Source organism: Xanthomonas sp. PPL134 (genome assembly GCF_040595915.1).
Taxonomy (GTDB): Bacteria; Pseudomonadota; Gammaproteobacteria; order Xanthomonadales; family Xanthomonadaceae; genus Xanthomonas_A; species Xanthomonas_A indica.
On record NZ_JAMDLL010000017.1, the window covers coordinates 14,824 to 31,862 of the forward strand.

Consider the following 17,039-nt stretch of genomic DNA (forward strand, 5'->3'; position numbering starts at 1 on the left):
GCCGCGCCGCGGGCACGCCGCCAGCTTACAAGGTTTGCTGGCGGTGCTTGGGCGCCGTACGCATGTCATTCGGTGTCACTGGATGGCGTGCGTCGCCATGGGGCTGATGGCCTGTGCGGGCAGCGTGCGCGCGGAAGATGGCGCGGCGCTGTGGATGCGTTACGTGCCCTCGCAAGGCGCCGCGCGCGCAGCGGACGAGCGTGTGCGCCTGGACGAGGTCGTGGCGCCGGAGCGGACGCCGACGCAGCGCGTGGCGCGCGACGAGCTGGTGCGTGGCCTCACCGGCCTGCTGGGGCGCACGCCGGCGCTGCAGGCGGCGGCGACCGGCGATCACGCGGTGGTGCTGGGCACGCCGCAGTCGTCGCCAGCGCTCGCGCCCTTCCGCGAGGAGATCGCGTCGCTGGGCGAGGAGGGCTACCTGCTCAAGCGCACTCGCATCGATGGGCATGCGGTGCTGCTGGTGGCTGCGCGCCGGGACATCGGCGTGCTCTACGGGGTGTTCCATCTGCTGCGGCTGCTGCAGACCGGCGCGTCGCTGGACACGCTGGAGGTGCGCGAGTCGCCACGGATCCAGTTGCGCGTGCTCGACCATTGGGACGACCTGGACGGCCATGTCGAGCGCGGCTATGCGGGCCGCTCCTTGTGGGACTGGCAAAGCCTGCCGGAGTGGCGCGACCCGCGTTACACCGACTACGCGCGCGCCAATGCCTCGATCGGCATCAACGGCACGGTACTGAACAACGTCAACGCCAACGCGCAGAGCCTGGCGCCGGCCTACCTCGACAAGGCCGCGGCGCTGGCGGACGTGTTCCGGCCCTACGGCATCCGCGTCTACCTGAGCGCGCGCTTCAGCGCACCCATCGAGCTGGGTGGGCTGAAGACCGCCGACCCGCGCGATCCGGCCGTGCAGCGCTGGTGGCGCGACAAGGCCGATGAGATCTATGCGCGCATTCCGGATTTCGGCGGCTTCCTGGTCAAGGCGAATTCGGAAGGGCAGCCCGGCCCGCAGGACTACGGCCGTTCGCATGCCGACGGCGCCAACCTGCTGGCCGATGCGCTGGCGCCGCACGGCGGCGTGGTGATGTGGCGGGCCTTCGTCTACGCCCACGGCGTGCCGGTGGATCGCGCCATGCAGGCGTACACCGAGTTCGTCGGCCTCGACGGCGCCTTCCGCCCGAACGTGATCGTGCAGGTCAAGAACGGCCCCATCGACTTCCAGCCGCGCGAGCCCTTCCATCCGCTGTTCGGCGCCATGCCGCGCACGCCGCTGATGCTGGAGTTGCAGATCACCAAGGAGTACCTCGGCTTCGCCACGCACCTGGTGTACCTGGGGCCGCTGTACGAGGACGTGCTGCAGTCCGACACCCACGCCCGCGGCGCGGGTTCCACGGTGGCGGACGTGGTGGACGGCTCGCTGGAAGGCCACGCCCTGACCGGCATCGCCGGCGTCGCCAACATCGGCAACGACCGCACCTGGAGCGGCTCGCACTTCGACCAGGCCAACTGGTATGCGTTCGGCCGTCTCGCCTGGAATCCGCACCGCTCCGCCCGCGCCATCGCCGCGGAATGGGCGGCGATGACGTTCTCGCCGACGTCCGAGGTGGTGCAGCCCATCGTCGGGATGATGATGGGCTCGCGCGAGGCCGCGGTGAACTACATGACCCCATTGGGCCTGCACCACCTGATGGCGCGCGGCCACCACTACGGCCCCGGCCCCTGGGTGGACGGCGGCCCGCGCGCGGACTGGACGTCGGTGTACTACCACCGTGCCGACCGCAATGGCATCGGTTTCGATCGCACTGCGCGCGGCAGCAATGCGGTGGGCCAGTACGCGCCCGAGGTGGCGGCCGTGTATGGCGACCTGGCGCGGGTACCCGAGCCGTTGCTGTTGTGGTTCCACCATGTGCCGTGGGACCACCGCATGGCCTCCGGAAGGCCATTGTGGGACGAGCTGGTCGGGCGCTATACGCAGGGCGTGCGCCAGGTGCAGGCCATGCAGGCCACCTGGGACGGCCTGCGCGGCAAGGTGGACGACGAGCGACATGCGCAGGTGGCGGCCTTCCTGCGCATCCAGTTGCGCGAAGCGCAGTGGTGGCGCGATGCCAGCGTGGCGTATTTCCAGTCGGTGAGCGGGCGGCCATTGCCCGCAGGCGAAGCCGCGCCGCCGCACCCGTTGGCCTGGTACCAGGCCCTGCAATTTCCCTCCGCACCCGGAGATGGACGATGAAGCCGACGACGTGGAGCGGCCGGCTGCTGGCGGCGGCCTTGGGGTGTTGCGCGATCCCCTGCATGGCGCAGCACGCGGCGCCGCCGCTGCTGCATCCGCTGTTCCAGGACCACGCCGTGCTGCAACGCGACCGGGTGATTCCGGTCTGGGGCCACGCCGCACCGGGTGCCACCGTGTCGGTGACCTTCGCCCGGCAGTCCGTCACCGCACGTGCCGATGCCGGCGGCCGCTGGCGTGCGACGCTCAGGTCGGTCGTCGCTGGCGGTCCTTACGACATGACAGTGCGTGCGGGACAGGAGCGCCAGGTCGTGCGCGATGTGCTGATCGGCGATGTCTGGCTATGTTCCGGGCAATCGAACATGGAGCTGCCGGTGTGGCGCGCGCTGGATGCGAGCCGCGAACTGGCCGCGGCCACGCAGCCGAGCATCCGCCTGTTCGCCGTGCCCAAGGCCGCGGCGGTCACGCCGCAGGAGGCGTTCGCGGCTGCGGTGGCGTGGCAACCCGCATCGCCGCAGACGGTGCGGGAGTTTTCCGCCGCCTGCTTCTACTTCGCGCGCGAACTGCAGAAGACGGTCAAGGTGCCGATGGGGCTGATCCAGGCGGCCTGGGGCGGTGCGCGGATCGAGGCCTGGACCAGCGCCGGCGCGCTGCGTGCGCAGGGCGGCATGGACGCGGCGCTCGACGTGCTGGCGCTGTCTGCCACCGACCCCGTGGCCGCGAGTGCGCGCTGGGGCCGGCACTGGCAGCAGTGGTGGAGCACACGCGCCGGCGCCAAGCCGGGCGATACGCCATGGCAACCCGGCGCTGACAGCACCGGATGGCAGGATGCACCGGCGGCGCTCGGGCCATGGGAGCGCTGGGGCGTGCCGGCGCTGGCCGACTACAACGGCATGGTCTGGTACCGCACGCAGGTCACCCTGACCGCCGCGCAGGCGGCGCAAGGCGCTCGGCTGGTGCTGGGGCCGGTCGACGAGACGGACATGACCTGGGTGAACGGCGTGGCCGTGGGCAGCCAGAACGCGCCGAGCGATCCGCGCCGGTATGCGCTTGCGCCCGGCCTGTTGAAGGCGGGCCTCAACACGGTGGTGGTCAATGTGCTGGACACCTACGGCGAGGGCGGGTTGGCAGGCCCCGCGAGCGCCCAGGCCGTGGAACTGGACGACGGCACGCGGATCGTCCTCGACGCGCCCTGGCAGTACCGCGTCGCGCCCGATCCACAGTCGCCGCCGCTGGCGCCGTGGCATGCGGCCTCCGGCATGGCGACGCTGTACAACGGCATGATCGCGCCGCTCGCGGCTGAGGGGCTGCGTGGGATGCTGTGGTACCAGGGCGAATCCAACACCGGCGAGGGCGCCGCCTACGCGACGCGGCTGCGTGGTTTGCGCGATGACTGGCGCCGGCAGTTTGGCACGGCGCTGCCGTTGCTGGTGGTGCAACTGGCCGGCTACGGTCGCCCGCCACGGGCGCCGGCGGAGAGCGGCTGGGCGCAGGTGCGCGAGGCGCAGCGGCGCGTGGCGGCAGAAGACCCGCACAGCGGACTCGCGGTGGCCATCGACATCGGCGATGCCTACGACATCCATCCGCCGAACAAGCAGGAACTGGGGCGACGCCTGGCACAGGCGGCGCGCCATGTGGTCTACGGCGAACGCGCACTGGCCCCGTCCGGTCCAACGCCACGCGCGGCATCGCGCACGCAGGGCGCGGTGCGGATCGCGTTCGACGACGTCGTCGGGACGCTGGTCACGACCGGTGCGAACGGTCCCATCGGCTTCGCACTCTGCGATACGCAGGCGCAGCACTGTGCGTATGCAGACGCCGCCCTGGACGGGCGCGCCGTGGTCCTGCGCAGCCCGCAGGCCGCAACCGCCACGCGCATCCGCTACTGCTGGGCCGACGGCCCGGTCTGCACGCTGGGCGACAGCTCCGGCGCGCCGGCGGGGCCGTTCGAACTCTCCCTTCCTGCAGAGGTTCCCTGATGCGTGCGCTGCTTGCCATGGCCTTCCTGCTGCTGTTCGCGGCGCTGCAGCCGCTGCGGGCCGCGCCCGCGCCGCCGGTCTACTTCGACTGGTTCGACTACGCCGGGCGCGACACGGCCTTCGAGGCGCCGCTGCCTGCCGGGCATTACCGCAACCCGATCCTGGCCGGCTTCCATGCCGACCCCAGCATCGTCCGCGCGAACGGGCGGTTCTACCTGGTCAATTCCAGCTTCACCTATTTCCCCGGCATCCCCGTGTTCGAGAGCGCCGACCTGGTGCACTGGACGCAGATCGGCAACGTGATCGACCGGCCGACGCAGCTGGACTTCGACGGCCTGAGCGTGTCGCGCGGCATCTTCGCGCCGGCCATCGCCTACCACGACGGCGTGTTCTACGTGGTCACCACTGCCGTGGACAGCGGCGGCAACTTCATCGCCACCGCGCGCGATCCCGCCGGCCCCTGGTCGGACCCGCACTGGCTGCCGGGCATCGGCGGCATCGACCCATCCCTGTTCTTCGATGCAGACGGCCGCGTCTACCTGCTCAACAACGACGTGCCGCCCGGCCCGGCGCGCTACGACGGCCACCGCGCGATCTGGATGCAGCAACTCGACCTGGCGACCTTCACCCCGGTCGGGCCGCGCAAGGTGCTGATCGATGGCGGTGTGGAGCCGGCGAAGAACCCGATCTGGATCGAGGGGCCGCACCTGTATCGACGCGACGGCTGGTACTACCTCTCCGACGCCGAGGGCGGCACCGGGCCGCAGCACTCGCAGGTGGTGCTGCGCAGCCGCGACGTGTGGGGGCCTTACCAGCCGTATGCGGGCAATCCCATCCTCACCCAGCGCGACCTGCCCGACGCTCGGCCGCTGCCGATCGCCAATGCCGGGCATGCGGACCTGGTGGAAGGGCCGGACGGTTCCTGGTGGGCGGTGTTCCTGGCCAGCCGCACCTACGACGTGCGCCACTACAACACCGGGCGCGAGACCTACCTGCTGCCGGTGCAGTGGCGCGACGGCTGGCCGGTGATCCTGCCGGCCGGGCAGGCCATCCCGTATGCGGTCAGGGCGCCGTCGTGGATGCAGGGCGCGGCGTCGCAGGCGCCGTCCACCGGCAACTTCGCCGAGCGCGACGAGTTCGACGCGCCGACGCTCGGCCGCGGCTGGTTGCGCGTGCGCGTGCCCAAGCAGGACTGGGCGGACCTGCGCACGCGTCCGGGGCGCCTGGCCGTGCATCCGTTGCCGGAGAACCTGGACACCCTGCGCAATCCCGCGTTCCTGGGGCGCCGCCAGCAACACCTGCGGTTCGAGGCCAGCACCGCACTGACGCGGCCGGCGACGGGCGTGGCGGCGGGGCTTGCGGCGTTCCAGAACGAGGACTGGTGGTACTTCCTCGGCGTGCGCCGTGTGGGCCGCGATCGCGTGGTGGTGTTCCTCGAAGCGCGCGAGGGCAAGGGCGCGACCAGGGCCATCGCGACCCGCGAGGTGGACGCGCCCGGCGCGCTGCGCCTGAAGATCGCGGGCGACAACGGCACGTATGCGTTCGCGTTCGACACCGGCGCGGGGCAAGGCTGGCAGACCCTCGCCGACGATGTCGACGGGACGGTGTTGAGTACGGATCGTGCAGGCGGCTTCGTGGGCGCCCTGCTCGGTCCTTTCGCGCGCGACGAGCGCGCCTCGAGGAGTAAACGATGATGCGCAGGTCTTCCTTTCGTCGCGGCGTTCGTGGCCGCCTGTTCCGTACGCTGGCCCTGTGCGCCACCACCACATTGGCCGGCGTCGGCCATGCCGCGGACACCCAGCCGTGGCAAGACCCCTCCGCCAGCTTCGAGACCCGGGCGGCGGCGCTGGTCGCGCAGATGACCCTGGAGGAGAAAGCGGCGCAGATGCAGAACGCCGCGCCGGCGATCGAGCGCCTGGGCGTGCCGGCCTACGACTGGTGGAACGAAGCGCTGCACGGCGTGGCGCGGGCCGGGCAAGCCACCGTGTTTCCGCAGGCGATCGGGCTGGCCGCCACCTTCGACGTGCCGTTGATGGGGCAGGTGGCCACCACCATCAGCGACGAGGCGCGGGCCAAGCATCACCAGTTCCTGCGCGAGGGTGCGCACGGCCGCTACCAGGGGCTGACCTTCTGGTCGCCGAACATCAACATCTTCCGCGACCCGCGCTGGGGGCGCGGCCAGGAAACCTACGGCGAGGATCCCTACCTCACCGCGCGCATGGGCGTGGCCTTCGTGCAGGGACTGCAGGGCGACGATCCGGTGTACCGCAAGCTCGATGCCACCGCCAAGCATTTCGCCGTGCACAGCGGCCCGGAAGCCGACCGCCACCACTTCGATGCGCGCCCCAGCAAGCGCGACCTCTACGACACCTACCTGCCGGCGTTCGAGGCGCTGGTGAAGGAGGGCAAGGTGGATGCGGTGATGGGCGCCTACAACCGGGTGTACGGCGAGTCCGCCAGCGCCAGCCAGTTCCTGCTGCGCGACGTGCTGCGCCGCGACTGGGGCTTCACCGGGTATGTGGTGTCGGACTGCTGGGCCATCGTCGACATCTGGAAGCACCACCACCTCGCGCCCAGCCGCGAGGCCGCCGCGGCGCTGGCGGTCAAGAACGGTACCGAACTGGAGTGCGGCCAGGAGTACGCCACGCTGCCGGCGGCGGTGCGCCAGGGGCTGATCGGCGAAGCGGAGATCGACGACGCGGTGACACGCCTGTTCACCGCGCGGATGCGCCTGGGCATGTTCGATCCGCCCGAACGTGTGCGCTGGGCGCGGATCCCCGCCTCGGTGAACCAGGCGCCCGCGCACGATGCGCTGGCCTTGCAGGCCGCGCAGGAATCGCTGGTGCTGTTGAAGAACGATGGCGTGCTGCCGCTGTCGCGCGACCTCAAGCGCATCGCCGTGGTCGGCCCGACCGCCGACGACACCATGGCCTTGCTCGGCAACTACTTCGGCACCCCGGCGGCGCCGGTCACCCTCCTGCAGGGCATCCGCGAGGCGGCCAAGGGCATCGAGGTGCGCTATGCGCGCGGCGTGGATCTGGTCGAAGGGCGCGACGATCCGAGCGCCACGCCGCTAATCGAGCCGACGTATCTGCGGCCCTCGGCGGACTCGCCGGAACGCGGCCTGCGCGGCGAATACTTCCGCACGCCCGATCTGTCGGGCACGCCGGCGCTGGTCCGCACCGATGCCCAGATCGGCTTCCGCTGGGACCGCGGCTCGCCGACCGACAACCTGCTGGCCCGCGGCGAAGCGGGGCCGGGGCAGGGCATTCCCAACGATCATTTCAGCATCCGCTGGAGCGGCCAACTGCTGCCGCCGGTCTCGGGCCGCTACCGGATCGAGGCGGCCGCCGACGACGGCTTCCGCCTCTACGTGGACGGCAAACTCGTGCTGGATCACTGGACCGACAGCGACCGCATGCGCGCCGACGGTGTGGACCTGGAGTTGCAGGCGGGCCGCGCCTATGCGGTGAAGCTGGAGTACTACGACGCCGAGCGCGACGCCGGCGTGCGCCTGGGCTGGCGCATGCCCGGCGCCAAGCCGCCGTTCGAGGAGGCGCTCGATGCCGCGCGCAACGCGGATGTGGTGGTGTTCGTCGGCGGCCTGACCGGCGACGTCGAGGGCGAAGAGATGAAGGTCGACTATCCGGGCTTCGCCGGCGGCGACCGCACCGACCTGCGCCTGCCCGCGCCGCAGCGCACCCTGCTGGAGGCGCTGCACGCCACTGGCAAGCCGGTGGTGATGGTGCTGACCGGCGGCTCGGCGCTGGCGGTGGAGTGGGCACAGACGCATCTGTCGGCGATCCTGATGAGCTGGTATCCAGGGCAGCGCGGCGGCACCGCGGTGGGCCAGGCGCTGTTCGGCGAGGTCAATCCCGCCGGCCGCCTGCCGGTGACGTTCTACCGGGCGGACCAGGCGCTGCCCGCCTTCGACGACTACGCGATGGAAGGCCGCACCTACCGCTACTTCCGCGGCACCCCGCTGTATCCGTTCGGCCACGGGCTCTCGTATACGCGGTTCGACTACGCCAAGCTGCGCCTGGACGCGCCGCGCATCGCCGACGATGGGCGCCTCACGGTGCAGGTGGAGGTGGCCAACACCGGCAAGCGCGCCGGCGACGAAGTCGCGCAGCTGTACGTGCGGCGGCTGGCGGCCGCGCCCGGCGATGCGCAGCAGGCGCTGCGTGGCTTCCAGCGTGTGCACCTCGCTCCTGGCGAGCGGCGGACCCTGACCTTCGAACTGGACGCGCAACAGGCGCTGCGTCAGTACGACGACGCGCGCGGCGCCTATGTCGTGCCGACGGGGAGCTACGAGGTGCGGATCGGCGGTTCCAGCGCCGATGCCCGCGTGCGTGGGCGCTTCACCGTGGAGGCGCGTCGTGACTGAGCCCCGCAGTGCGGAGACCGCCGCGCACACGCTGTCGGTGCGGGAGAAGCTGGGCTACAGCCTGGGCGACCTGGCGGCGAACCTCATCTTCCAGACGCTGATCACCTACCTGGCGTTCTTCTACACCGATGTGTACCGATTGCCGGCGGCCACGGCGGCGACGATCATCTTCGTGATCGGCCTGCTGGGCGCGTTCGTGTTCACTCCGCTGATCGGCATCGCCGCCGACCGCACGGCGAGCCGCTGGGGCAAGTTCCGGCCCTGGATCCTGTGGACGGCGATCCCCTTCGGCGCGCTGTCGCTGCTGGCCTTCAGTACTCCGGACCTGGGCGCGCGCGGCAAGGTGCTGTACGCCCTCACCACCTATGGCCTGCTGATGCTGGTGTACGCGGCCAACAACCTGCCGTACTCGGCGCTCAGCGGGGTGCTGACCGGCAACATGGCCCAGCGCAACAGCCTGTCGGCGTACCGCTTCGTGGCGGTGATGATCGCGCAGTTCATCATCCAGGTGCTGCTGTTGCCGCTGGTGCTGATCCTGGGCGACGGCGACAACGTGCGCGGCTTCGAGCGCCTGATGACGGTGTTCGCGGTGGTGGGCACGCTGTTCTTCCTGATCACCTTCGCCACCACCCGCGAGCGCATCGTGCCGGCCAAGGACCAGAGCGCCGGCGTGCTGCAGGACCTGTCCGATCTGCTGCACAACCGGCCATGGAAGGTGATGCTGGCGCTGACGGTGCTGGTCTTCGTCAACCTGGCGCTGAAGGGCGGCACCTACATCTACTACTTCCAGTACTACCTCAGCGAGGCGGCGCTGGCGGGCTTTCTCGACGCCTCCGGCTTCAATGGCTTCATCGGCGGAGTCAATGCGCTGCTCAGCGGATGGGGCCTGTCCGGTTTCACCTGGCCGCAGGATCCGGCGACCTCGGCATTCAGCCTGTTCAACGCCTGCGGGATCCTGTGCATGATCCTGGGCATCGGATTTTCCCGGCGCCTGGCCGACCGCTTCGGCAAGCGCGATGCCTTCGGCGGCGCGCTGCTGGCCTCCACCGTGTTCCTGCTGGCGTTCTACGTGTTTCCGCCCACGGCGATCGGCGTGGCCTTCGGCGCCTTCATGCTGCACGGCTTCTGCTACGGCATCACCATCCCCTTGCTGTGGGCGATGATCGCCGACGTCGCCGACTACTCCGAATGGAAGAACCATCGCCGTGCCACGGCGATCATCTTCTCGGCGATGCTGTGCGGTCTGAAGATCGGGCTCAGCATCGGCGGCGCGCTGGTCGCCGGCATCCTCGCGCACCACGGCTACCAGGCAGGCGCGCCGCAGCAGCCGCAGGCTGTGGTGGACGGCATCCGCCTGACCGTGAGCGTCTATAGCGCCATCCCGTTCCTGGTCGCGGTGGCGCTGCTGTTCTTCTATCGGATCGACAAGCGTATGGAACGTCGCATCGAACACGACCTGCAGGCGCGTCGGCAGGGAGCCGACCCGAGTGAACTCAGCGACCTGGACCATCTCGCGGCGCACGCCATCGCGCAGCCGCTGGTCACCCACATCTACACGGCCGATCCATCGGCCCACGTGTTCGAAGGGCGCCTGTACATCTATCCGTCGCACGACATCGACAGCGGCGCGCCGTTCGACGACGACGGCGGTCACTTCGGCATGGAGGACTACCACGTGCTGCGCATGGACACGCCCGACGGCGCCGCCACCGACTGCGGCGTGGCCCTGCATGTGCGCGACGTGCCCTGGGCCAGCCGGCAGATGTGGGCACCGGATGCGGCGACCCGCGATGGCCGCTACTACCTGTATTTCCCGGCCAAGGACGCGCAGGGCCTGTTCCGCATCGGCGTGGCGGTGGCCGACCGTCCGGAGGGCCCGTTCGCCGCCGAGCCCGAGCCGATCGCGGGCACCTATTCGATCGACCCAGCCGTGTTCGAGGACGACGATGGCGCGCACTACCTCTGCTTCGGCGGCATCTGGGGCGGCCAGTTGCAGAAGTACCGCGACGATCGCCACGACGCGTTGCACGCCGAGCCGGAGGGAGCTGCGCCGGCACTGGGGCCGCGGATCGCCCGGCTGGACGCTGGCATGACGCAACTGGCGGAGCGCACGCGGGAAATCGTCATCCTCGACGAACACGGCCAGCCGTTGCGCGCCGACGACCACGCGCGCCGCTTCTTCGAGGGACCGTGGCTGCACAAGGACCAGGGCCGGTACTACCTGTCGTACTCCACCGGCGATACGCACCTGCTGTGTTACGCCACGGGCGACAGCCCGTATGGCCCGTTCACCTATCGCGGCGTGCTGCTCAAGCCAGTGGTGGGCTGGACCACGCACCACTCCATCTGCAGGTTTGAAGGCCGGTGGTACCTGTTCTACCACGACGCGCTGCTGTCCGGCGGCGTGACCCACCTGCGCTCGGTCAAGTGCACGCCGCTGCACGTCGAGGCGGATGGCAGCATCCGCACGGTCGATCCCTATGGAGGATGAAAGGGCGTCGCCTAGTGACAATGCGCCGCCAGCGGTGTTGGCAGGCGGCGCATTGACCCCCTGTGGAGCCGGCTGCCATGCAGCCACGGCGCGCGAAGTGCTGTGCTTTCCGATGGCGCAATGCGTCGGGACTGAAGTCCCTCCCACAGTGCACCCGGCAGGCTCGCCGTAAGCGCCTGTGGGAGCGACTTCAGTCGCGACGAGTGAAGCCATCCAATGACCGATTGCGACAGCAGTCGGGACTGAGGTCCCTCCCACTATTTCGGTAGCCAGCCAGGCGCACCATCCCTACACCGACCGCGGCAACAACGCCAACCCCTGGATCTCGCGAATCCCCAGCCCCGGCGCTTCGCCGATGCGGATCTGCGCCTCGTCGAACTGCACTCCGCCGACCACCGGGTCGAAGGCCCCCAGCGAGGGCCCGTCCAGGTCGACCTTGGTGATGACGTCCGCGCGCGCCACCGCCAGGTGTGCCGCCGCCGCGACGCCGATGCTCGATTCGAGCATGCAGCCGATCATGCACGGCACCCCGTACACCGCGGCGATGTCGGCGATGCGCAGCGCGTTGGACAGCCCGCCGGCCTTGATCAGCTTGATGTTGACGATGTCCGCCGCGCGCCGCTGCAGCAGCGCGATCGCCTGCGCCGGCGAGAACACGCTCTCGTCGGCCATCACCGGAGTCTGCACGCGCTCGGTCACGTACTGCAGGCCGTCCACGTCGCCGGCCTTGACCGGCTGCTCCAGCAGCTCCAGCGTCACGCCGGCGCGCTCCAGCGCGTGCATCGCCTGCACCGCCTGCTTCGGCGTCCAGCCCTGGTTGGCGTCTAGCCGCAGCTGCGCGCGGCCGGCGACCGCAGCGTGGATCGCCTTGACCCGTGCGATGTCCTCGGCGAGATCGGTGCCGATCTTGATCTTCAGCGCCACGAAGCCGCGCGCCAGTGCCGACAGCGCATCGGCCACCATCGTGTCCACGGCGTTCACGCTGATGGTGAGGTCGGTGGTCAGCTGCGGCGTGCCGCCGCCAAGCAGCCGGTACAGCGGCGCACCATGCTGTTGCGCCCACAGGTCGTGCACGGCGATCTCCAGCGCCGCCTTGGCGCTGCTGTTGTGTTCCAGCGCGCCCTGGATCAGGCCGCGCAGGCGCTGCAGGTCGGCGATGTCCTCGCCGATCAGGCGCGGCGCCAGGCAGCGTTCGATCGCCGCGATGATCGATCCGTGGGTGTCGCCGGTGATCGGCGGGGTCGCCGGTGCGCTGCCATGGCCGATCCGGCCATCGTCGGTGTGGACCATGACCACCACGTCCTCGATCGCCTGCACGGTGCGCAGCGCGGTCTTGAACGGGGTCTTCAGCGGCACGCGCAGCATGCCCAGGCGGATCTCGGTGATCTTCATTCGGTGGTCGGCGCGCGCAGGCGCTGGATGCGGGTGATGCGGTCGATGAACGGCGTGCCGTCGCCGAGCAGCAGCGGCTCCAGCGGGGTCACCGACACGCCGTTGAGGCGCACGCGCTGCACCTGGCCGGCGGCATCGCGGTAGCTGGCGCCGGCCACGTCGTGGATCACCCAGGTCTGGCCATCCTCGTGGCCGATCACCAGCATCACGTGGCCGGGGATGTAGACCAGGTCGCCGACGCGCAGCCGCGCCAGCGCCTGTTGCCGCTGCGGCAGCGGGTCGGTGGCGGTGTAGGGCACCGACGCCAGTGCCGGACTGCGGGCCTGGTCGCCGGTGTTGCGCGGCAGCTCGATGCCGAGGCTGCGGTGGAGGTCGACCACGAAGCCGCTGCAGTCGCGCGCGTCGTAACTGTTGCCCCAGCCGTAGCGCTCGCCGAGGAACTTGAACGCCTGCTGCAGCAACATCTGCGGCGTGGCCGGCAGCGGCGCCTCGGCGACGTCGGCGCTGCGCGGCACCAGTGCGGGCACCAGTTGCAGCCGTCCGTCGCGGTCGCGCAGCGGCAACTGCACCACGTAGGCGGCCAGCGGTGACTGGCCGTTGACCGCCTGCAGCGGCGGCCAGTCGCGCAGCAGCGGCAGCGCGCTGCCCATGTCCAGTGCCACCTGCGAGGCCGCCGGCAGCTCCGGGGTGAACACGGTGGCCGCGCGCGCGCCGGTGACCAGCAGTCGCGGCGTGCGCTGCGCGTAGGCAAGTACGCTGGCGCGGTCGCTCTCGGCGATACGATCGCGGGCGATCCAGGCAGCGTAGTTGTTGGCCAGCACGAACAGCCACTGCCCATCGGCACTGGCATGCAGGATCGCCACCGGGCTGCCCGGAGACAGCGCCGATTCCTGGAGACGATCGATGTCGCGATCGTCGCGGTCGCTGAACACGCGTTCGGCGGTCGGGAAGCGCCGCAGGTCGGCGCGTTGCACCACCAAGGCGTAGCGCGGCTGCACCTGTGCCGGCAGCGCGTCCAGCGCTAGCGCGCGCTGCAGTGCCTGCAGACGCACAGCATCGAGTGCGGCGCCCCGGGTGTCGTAGAGCGTGCGCGTCGGCGGTGCCGACAATGCCAGGATCTGCGCGCGCACCTGCGCGCCGGGCAGTTGCGCCGGCAGCGTGGCCAGATCGTGCATCGACGGATCGTCGTGCAGCAGTCGGGCGTTGAACACGGCGCGCTGCGACGCCTGCAGCAGCGGCGGCGATGCCGCCGGCAGCCGTGCGATCCAGTGCGCGGCCTGCAACTGCGCCGGCTGTGCCTGCAGCGGCATGGCGTCGGTGGCGCGTGCTGGTGCGATGCCGCCGCTCGCCGCCACGGCGAGCAACAGGCACAGGCCGCGCATCGTGATCATGGCATCCCGCTGTCTGGAAAGAAGGCTGGCGCGTGCTGCGCGCCGACGCCAGGATCTTCGATTCCCGGTTTTTTCCTGTCAAGGCGCTGCGTTGACAGGTTTTGCGAGCGCGTGTTACATCCGACTGCACAGGGGGAGAGCGGCGATGGCGCTGGGGAACGTGCAGGCACCGCACGGCAGCGCCGCGTCCGCTCGGCAAGATGCAGCACCGCAACACGATGGCCGCGTGCCGTGCACGCGTCATCGCCGTGTGCGTGGACGCCAGGGACAGGCGCGCGGCCGTGGCCACGCCCGCAGCGTTCGCGCCATCCACCCGCGCCATGCAGGAGAGCCGCGTGCCCATGCGAATCGTTCGTCGTCCCGTTTCCTTGCGACCCGTGCGCATGGCGTTGGCGTCGCTGACGACGCTGGCCGCGGCCTTGCCGGCATTGGCGCAGGAACAGGCGGCGACGCCACGCGATCTCGACGCGGTGCTGGTCACCGGCTCGCGCATCGCCCGCGCGCAGGTGGAAGGCCCGGCGCCGGTCACCGTCATCACCGCCGAGGACATCCGCAAGCAGGGCTTCAGCACGGTATGGGAGTCGCTGGGCACGCTGACCCAATTCAGCGGCAGCACCTTCAACGAAAGCGACCAGACCGGCAGCTCACCCAACGGCCAGTACCTCAACCTGCGCGGGCTGGGGCCGGGCTACCAGCTGATCCTGCTCAACGGCAAGCGCATGGCCGATTATCCGCAGTCCTACGGCGCCAACGGCACCGCGGTCAGCCTGGGCAGCATTCCGGCGGCGGCGGTGGAGCGCATCGAGGTGATGAGCGGCGGCGCCTCGGCCATCTACGGCTCCGACGCAGTGGCCGGCGTGGTCAACATCATCACCAAGCGTGATTTCCAGGGCGACAGCCTGCGCGTGCGCGCCGGCACCACCACCCGCGGCGGCGGCGATACCGGGCAACTGCAGTGGACCGGCGGGCGCCGCGGCGAGGGCTGGAGTGTCACCTACGCCTTCGAGCGGCTGGATCGCGAACCCATCGTCGCCCGCCAGCGCGGCTTCATGGATTCCTACGACGACCATCCGGCCAACAAGGCCGATCCCAGCTCGCCCAACGTGTCGATCTCCGGCGTGTACCTGCGCCGCGGCACCACCTATCTGTGGCCGCAGGCGGGCACGCTGTCGACCTCGCCGCAGGCGCTGGCCGCGGCCTGCGCCGCGACCAATCCGGCGTTCCGTCCCTACCGCACCAGCGACAGCCTGGCCGCGCCCAACCGCTGCGGCGCGTTCGACTACTACGCCGGGCGCTCGGTGCAGAACGGCTATGGCAAGACCTCGGCCTACCTGGCCGGCGATGCCGAGCTCGGCCACGACGTCGTCGCCTACGCGCAACTGCTGGCCAACCGTTCGCAGGACAAGAGCTCCAGCCAGACCCACTACTACATCGGCGAGGGCGCGTTCACCGCCTACGATCCGGACCTGGGGCTGGTCACCGCGCAGCGCATCTTCCTGCCCGACGAGGTCGGCGGCATCAAGACCATCGACTACGACGAGCGCAGCTGGAACCTCAACGCCGGTGTGCGCGGCAAGGCCTTCGGCGGGCGGTTCGACTGGGATGCCAGCGTGTCGCTGTCGCGCTACGACATCACCACGCGGCGCCCGCGCTTCCTCACCAATGCGGTGCGCGATTACTACTTCGGCCCTGTGCTGGGCTATCGGCCGGACGGCACCGAAATCCGCCGCGTGCGCCCGGACCGGCTGTTCGCGCCCGGCAGCCCGGCGCTGTACCAGCAGCTCACCACCGAGGTGGTCAGCCGCGGCGAATCGGCCACCGACCAGGCCCAGTTCGTGGTCAGCGGCGACCTGTTCGAACTGCCGGCGGGCATGGTGCAGGTCGCCACCGTGCTGGAAGCGGCGCGGCAGACCTACGACCTGCAGCCGGATCCGCGCACCACCGTCGACTACACCGGAAGCGAGCGCATCTACAACCTCACCCAGACCCCGGGCGGCGGCCCGCGCAAGCGCTACGCCGCCGGCCTGGAGTTGCGCGTGCCGATCGCCAGCCGGCTCAGCGCCACCCTGGCCGCGCGCTACGACGCCTACGACGACATCACCGCGGTCGATGGCGCAGCCACCTGGCAGGCCGGGCTGGAGTGGCGTCCGTTCGACACCCTGCTGCTGCGCGGCAGCCATGCCACCAGCTTCCGCGCGCCGGACCTGCTATGGATCTACGCCGGCACCAGCGCCAACAACCCCACCGTGGTCGACGAATACCTGTGCCGCCGCGACGGCCTGGATCCGCTGTCGGCGGCCTGCGCGAGCGCGCACGAGTACCAGACCTTCTCCACCCAGGCCTCCAATCCGCTGCTGCGCGAGGAGACCGGCAAGTCGACCACGTTCGGCGTGGTCTGGGATGCGCTGCCGGCGCTGTCGCTGAGCCTGGATTACTACCGCATCGAACTCAAGGGCCGGGTCGAAGCCATCTCCAGCGAAACCCTGCTGGAGAACAACGCCAACTGCCTGCTCGGCCGCGACCGCGCCGGCGCGGCGGTGGACACCGCCTCGGCGGCCTGCCGCTTCTACCTGGACGCGGTCACGCGCAGCCCCGGCACCGACCTGACCAGCGAAGGCCAGATCACCGCGTTCAAGACCTTTCCCATCAACCAGTCGCTGATGCGTACCGACGGCATCGACGCCAGCCTGCGCTACGACCTCGACCTCGGCGCCTGGGGCACGCTCGGCCTGCAGGGGGGCCTGACCCGGGTGCTGCGGATGGAGGTGGTGCAGTTCGCCGGTGCGCAGCCGGTGGACGTGATGAACGACGTCGACTACCTGGCGTTCCGCACGCGCAGCAACTGGCGCGCGAACTGGAGCCGCGGCGACTGGTCGGCCAGCGTGTACGGCTACCGCTACGGCTCGCGGCCCGATTACGCCGAGCGCGGCCGGGTCGCGCCCTACCTGGTGTGGAACGTCGACCTCGCCAAGCAGATCACCGACAAGGCCACCGTCGGCCTGAGCGTGCTCAACGTGTTCGACGCGCTGCATCCGCGCGACGACACCTACACCACCTGGCCGTACTTCCCGCGGGTGTACGGCGCGATCGGCCGGCAGTGGTACGTCAACTTCAACTACCGCTTCTGAGCGCGCGTGGCCGTCGACGCGCGTTTGCACGCCGCCACCGCGCCGAT

General features: G+C 70.4%; 8 protein-coding genes and 1 pseudogene. 7 read left to right on the plus strand and 2 right to left on the minus strand.

The features are described 5' to 3' along the window. The first annotated feature begins 82 nt into the window (after positions 1 to 82). The 6 genes and pseudogenes from M3U25_RS18935 to M3U25_RS18960 all read left to right on the plus strand — a co-directional run bounded on the left by M3U25_RS18935 (position 83) and on the right by M3U25_RS18960 (position 11,081). Complete coding sequence (locus M3U25_RS18935) at positions 83 to 2,227, plus strand: alpha-glucuronidase family glycosyl hydrolase (protein ID WP_355503447.1); 2,145 nt, start codon at positions 83 to 85, stop codon at positions 2,225 to 2,227. After that, positions 2,224 to 4,203, plus strand: coding sequence for a sialate O-acetylesterase (locus M3U25_RS18940; RefSeq protein ID WP_355503466.1), 1,980 nt, complete (start codon positions 2,224 to 2,226; stop codon positions 4,201 to 4,203). The genes M3U25_RS18935 and M3U25_RS18940 overlap by 4 nt, the downstream gene beginning before the upstream one ends. Then, positions 4,203 to 5,897: a glycoside hydrolase family 43 protein gene (locus M3U25_RS18945; protein ID WP_355503445.1), complete on the plus strand. Its 1,695-nt coding sequence runs from the start codon at positions 4,203 to 4,205 to the stop codon at positions 5,895 to 5,897. The genes M3U25_RS18940 and M3U25_RS18945 overlap by 1 nt, the downstream gene beginning before the upstream one ends. Further along, positions 5,897 to 8,590, plus strand: a complete 2,694-nt coding sequence (locus tag M3U25_RS18950; protein ID WP_355503443.1) for a glycoside hydrolase family 3 C-terminal domain-containing protein — start codon at positions 5,897 to 5,899, stop codon at positions 8,588 to 8,590. Before M3U25_RS18945 ends, M3U25_RS18950 begins: the two co-directional genes overlap by 1 nt. 31 nt (positions 8,591 to 8,621) lie before the next feature. Further along, positions 8,622 to 10,079, plus strand: a pseudogene (locus tag M3U25_RS18955) (MFS transporter); the annotation flags it as partial. 36 nt (positions 10,080 to 10,115) lie between these two features. After that, the gene (locus M3U25_RS18960) at positions 10,116 to 11,081 is read left to right on the plus strand and encodes a glycoside hydrolase family 43 protein (RefSeq protein ID WP_311195521.1); all 966 of its coding nucleotides are present in this window, start codon (positions 10,116 to 10,118) and stop codon (positions 11,079 to 11,081) included. 288 nt (positions 11,082 to 11,369) lie between these two features. On the opposite strand, the gene M3U25_RS18965 is transcribed toward M3U25_RS18960, so the two are convergent. Together M3U25_RS18965 and M3U25_RS18970 are read right to left on the minus strand one after the other, a co-directional pair. Next, the gene (locus M3U25_RS18965) at positions 11,370 to 12,473 is read right to left on the minus strand and encodes a dipeptide epimerase (RefSeq protein WP_355503441.1); all 1,104 of its coding nucleotides are present in this window, start codon (positions 12,471 to 12,473) and stop codon (positions 11,370 to 11,372) included. After that, positions 12,470 to 13,864: an SH3 domain-containing protein gene (locus M3U25_RS18970; RefSeq protein WP_355503439.1), complete on the minus strand. Its 1,395-nt coding sequence runs from the start codon at positions 13,862 to 13,864 to the stop codon at positions 12,470 to 12,472. The genes M3U25_RS18965 and M3U25_RS18970 overlap by 4 nt, the downstream gene beginning before the upstream one ends. A gap of 383 nt (positions 13,865 to 14,247) precedes the next feature. Here M3U25_RS18970 and M3U25_RS18975 point away from each other — a divergent pair, with 383 nt between their 5' ends. Next, positions 14,248 to 16,992: a TonB-dependent receptor gene (locus tag M3U25_RS18975; RefSeq protein WP_355503437.1), complete on the plus strand. Its 2,745-nt coding sequence runs from the start codon at positions 14,248 to 14,250 to the stop codon at positions 16,990 to 16,992. The last annotated feature ends 47 nt before the right edge of the window (positions 16,993 to 17,039 follow it).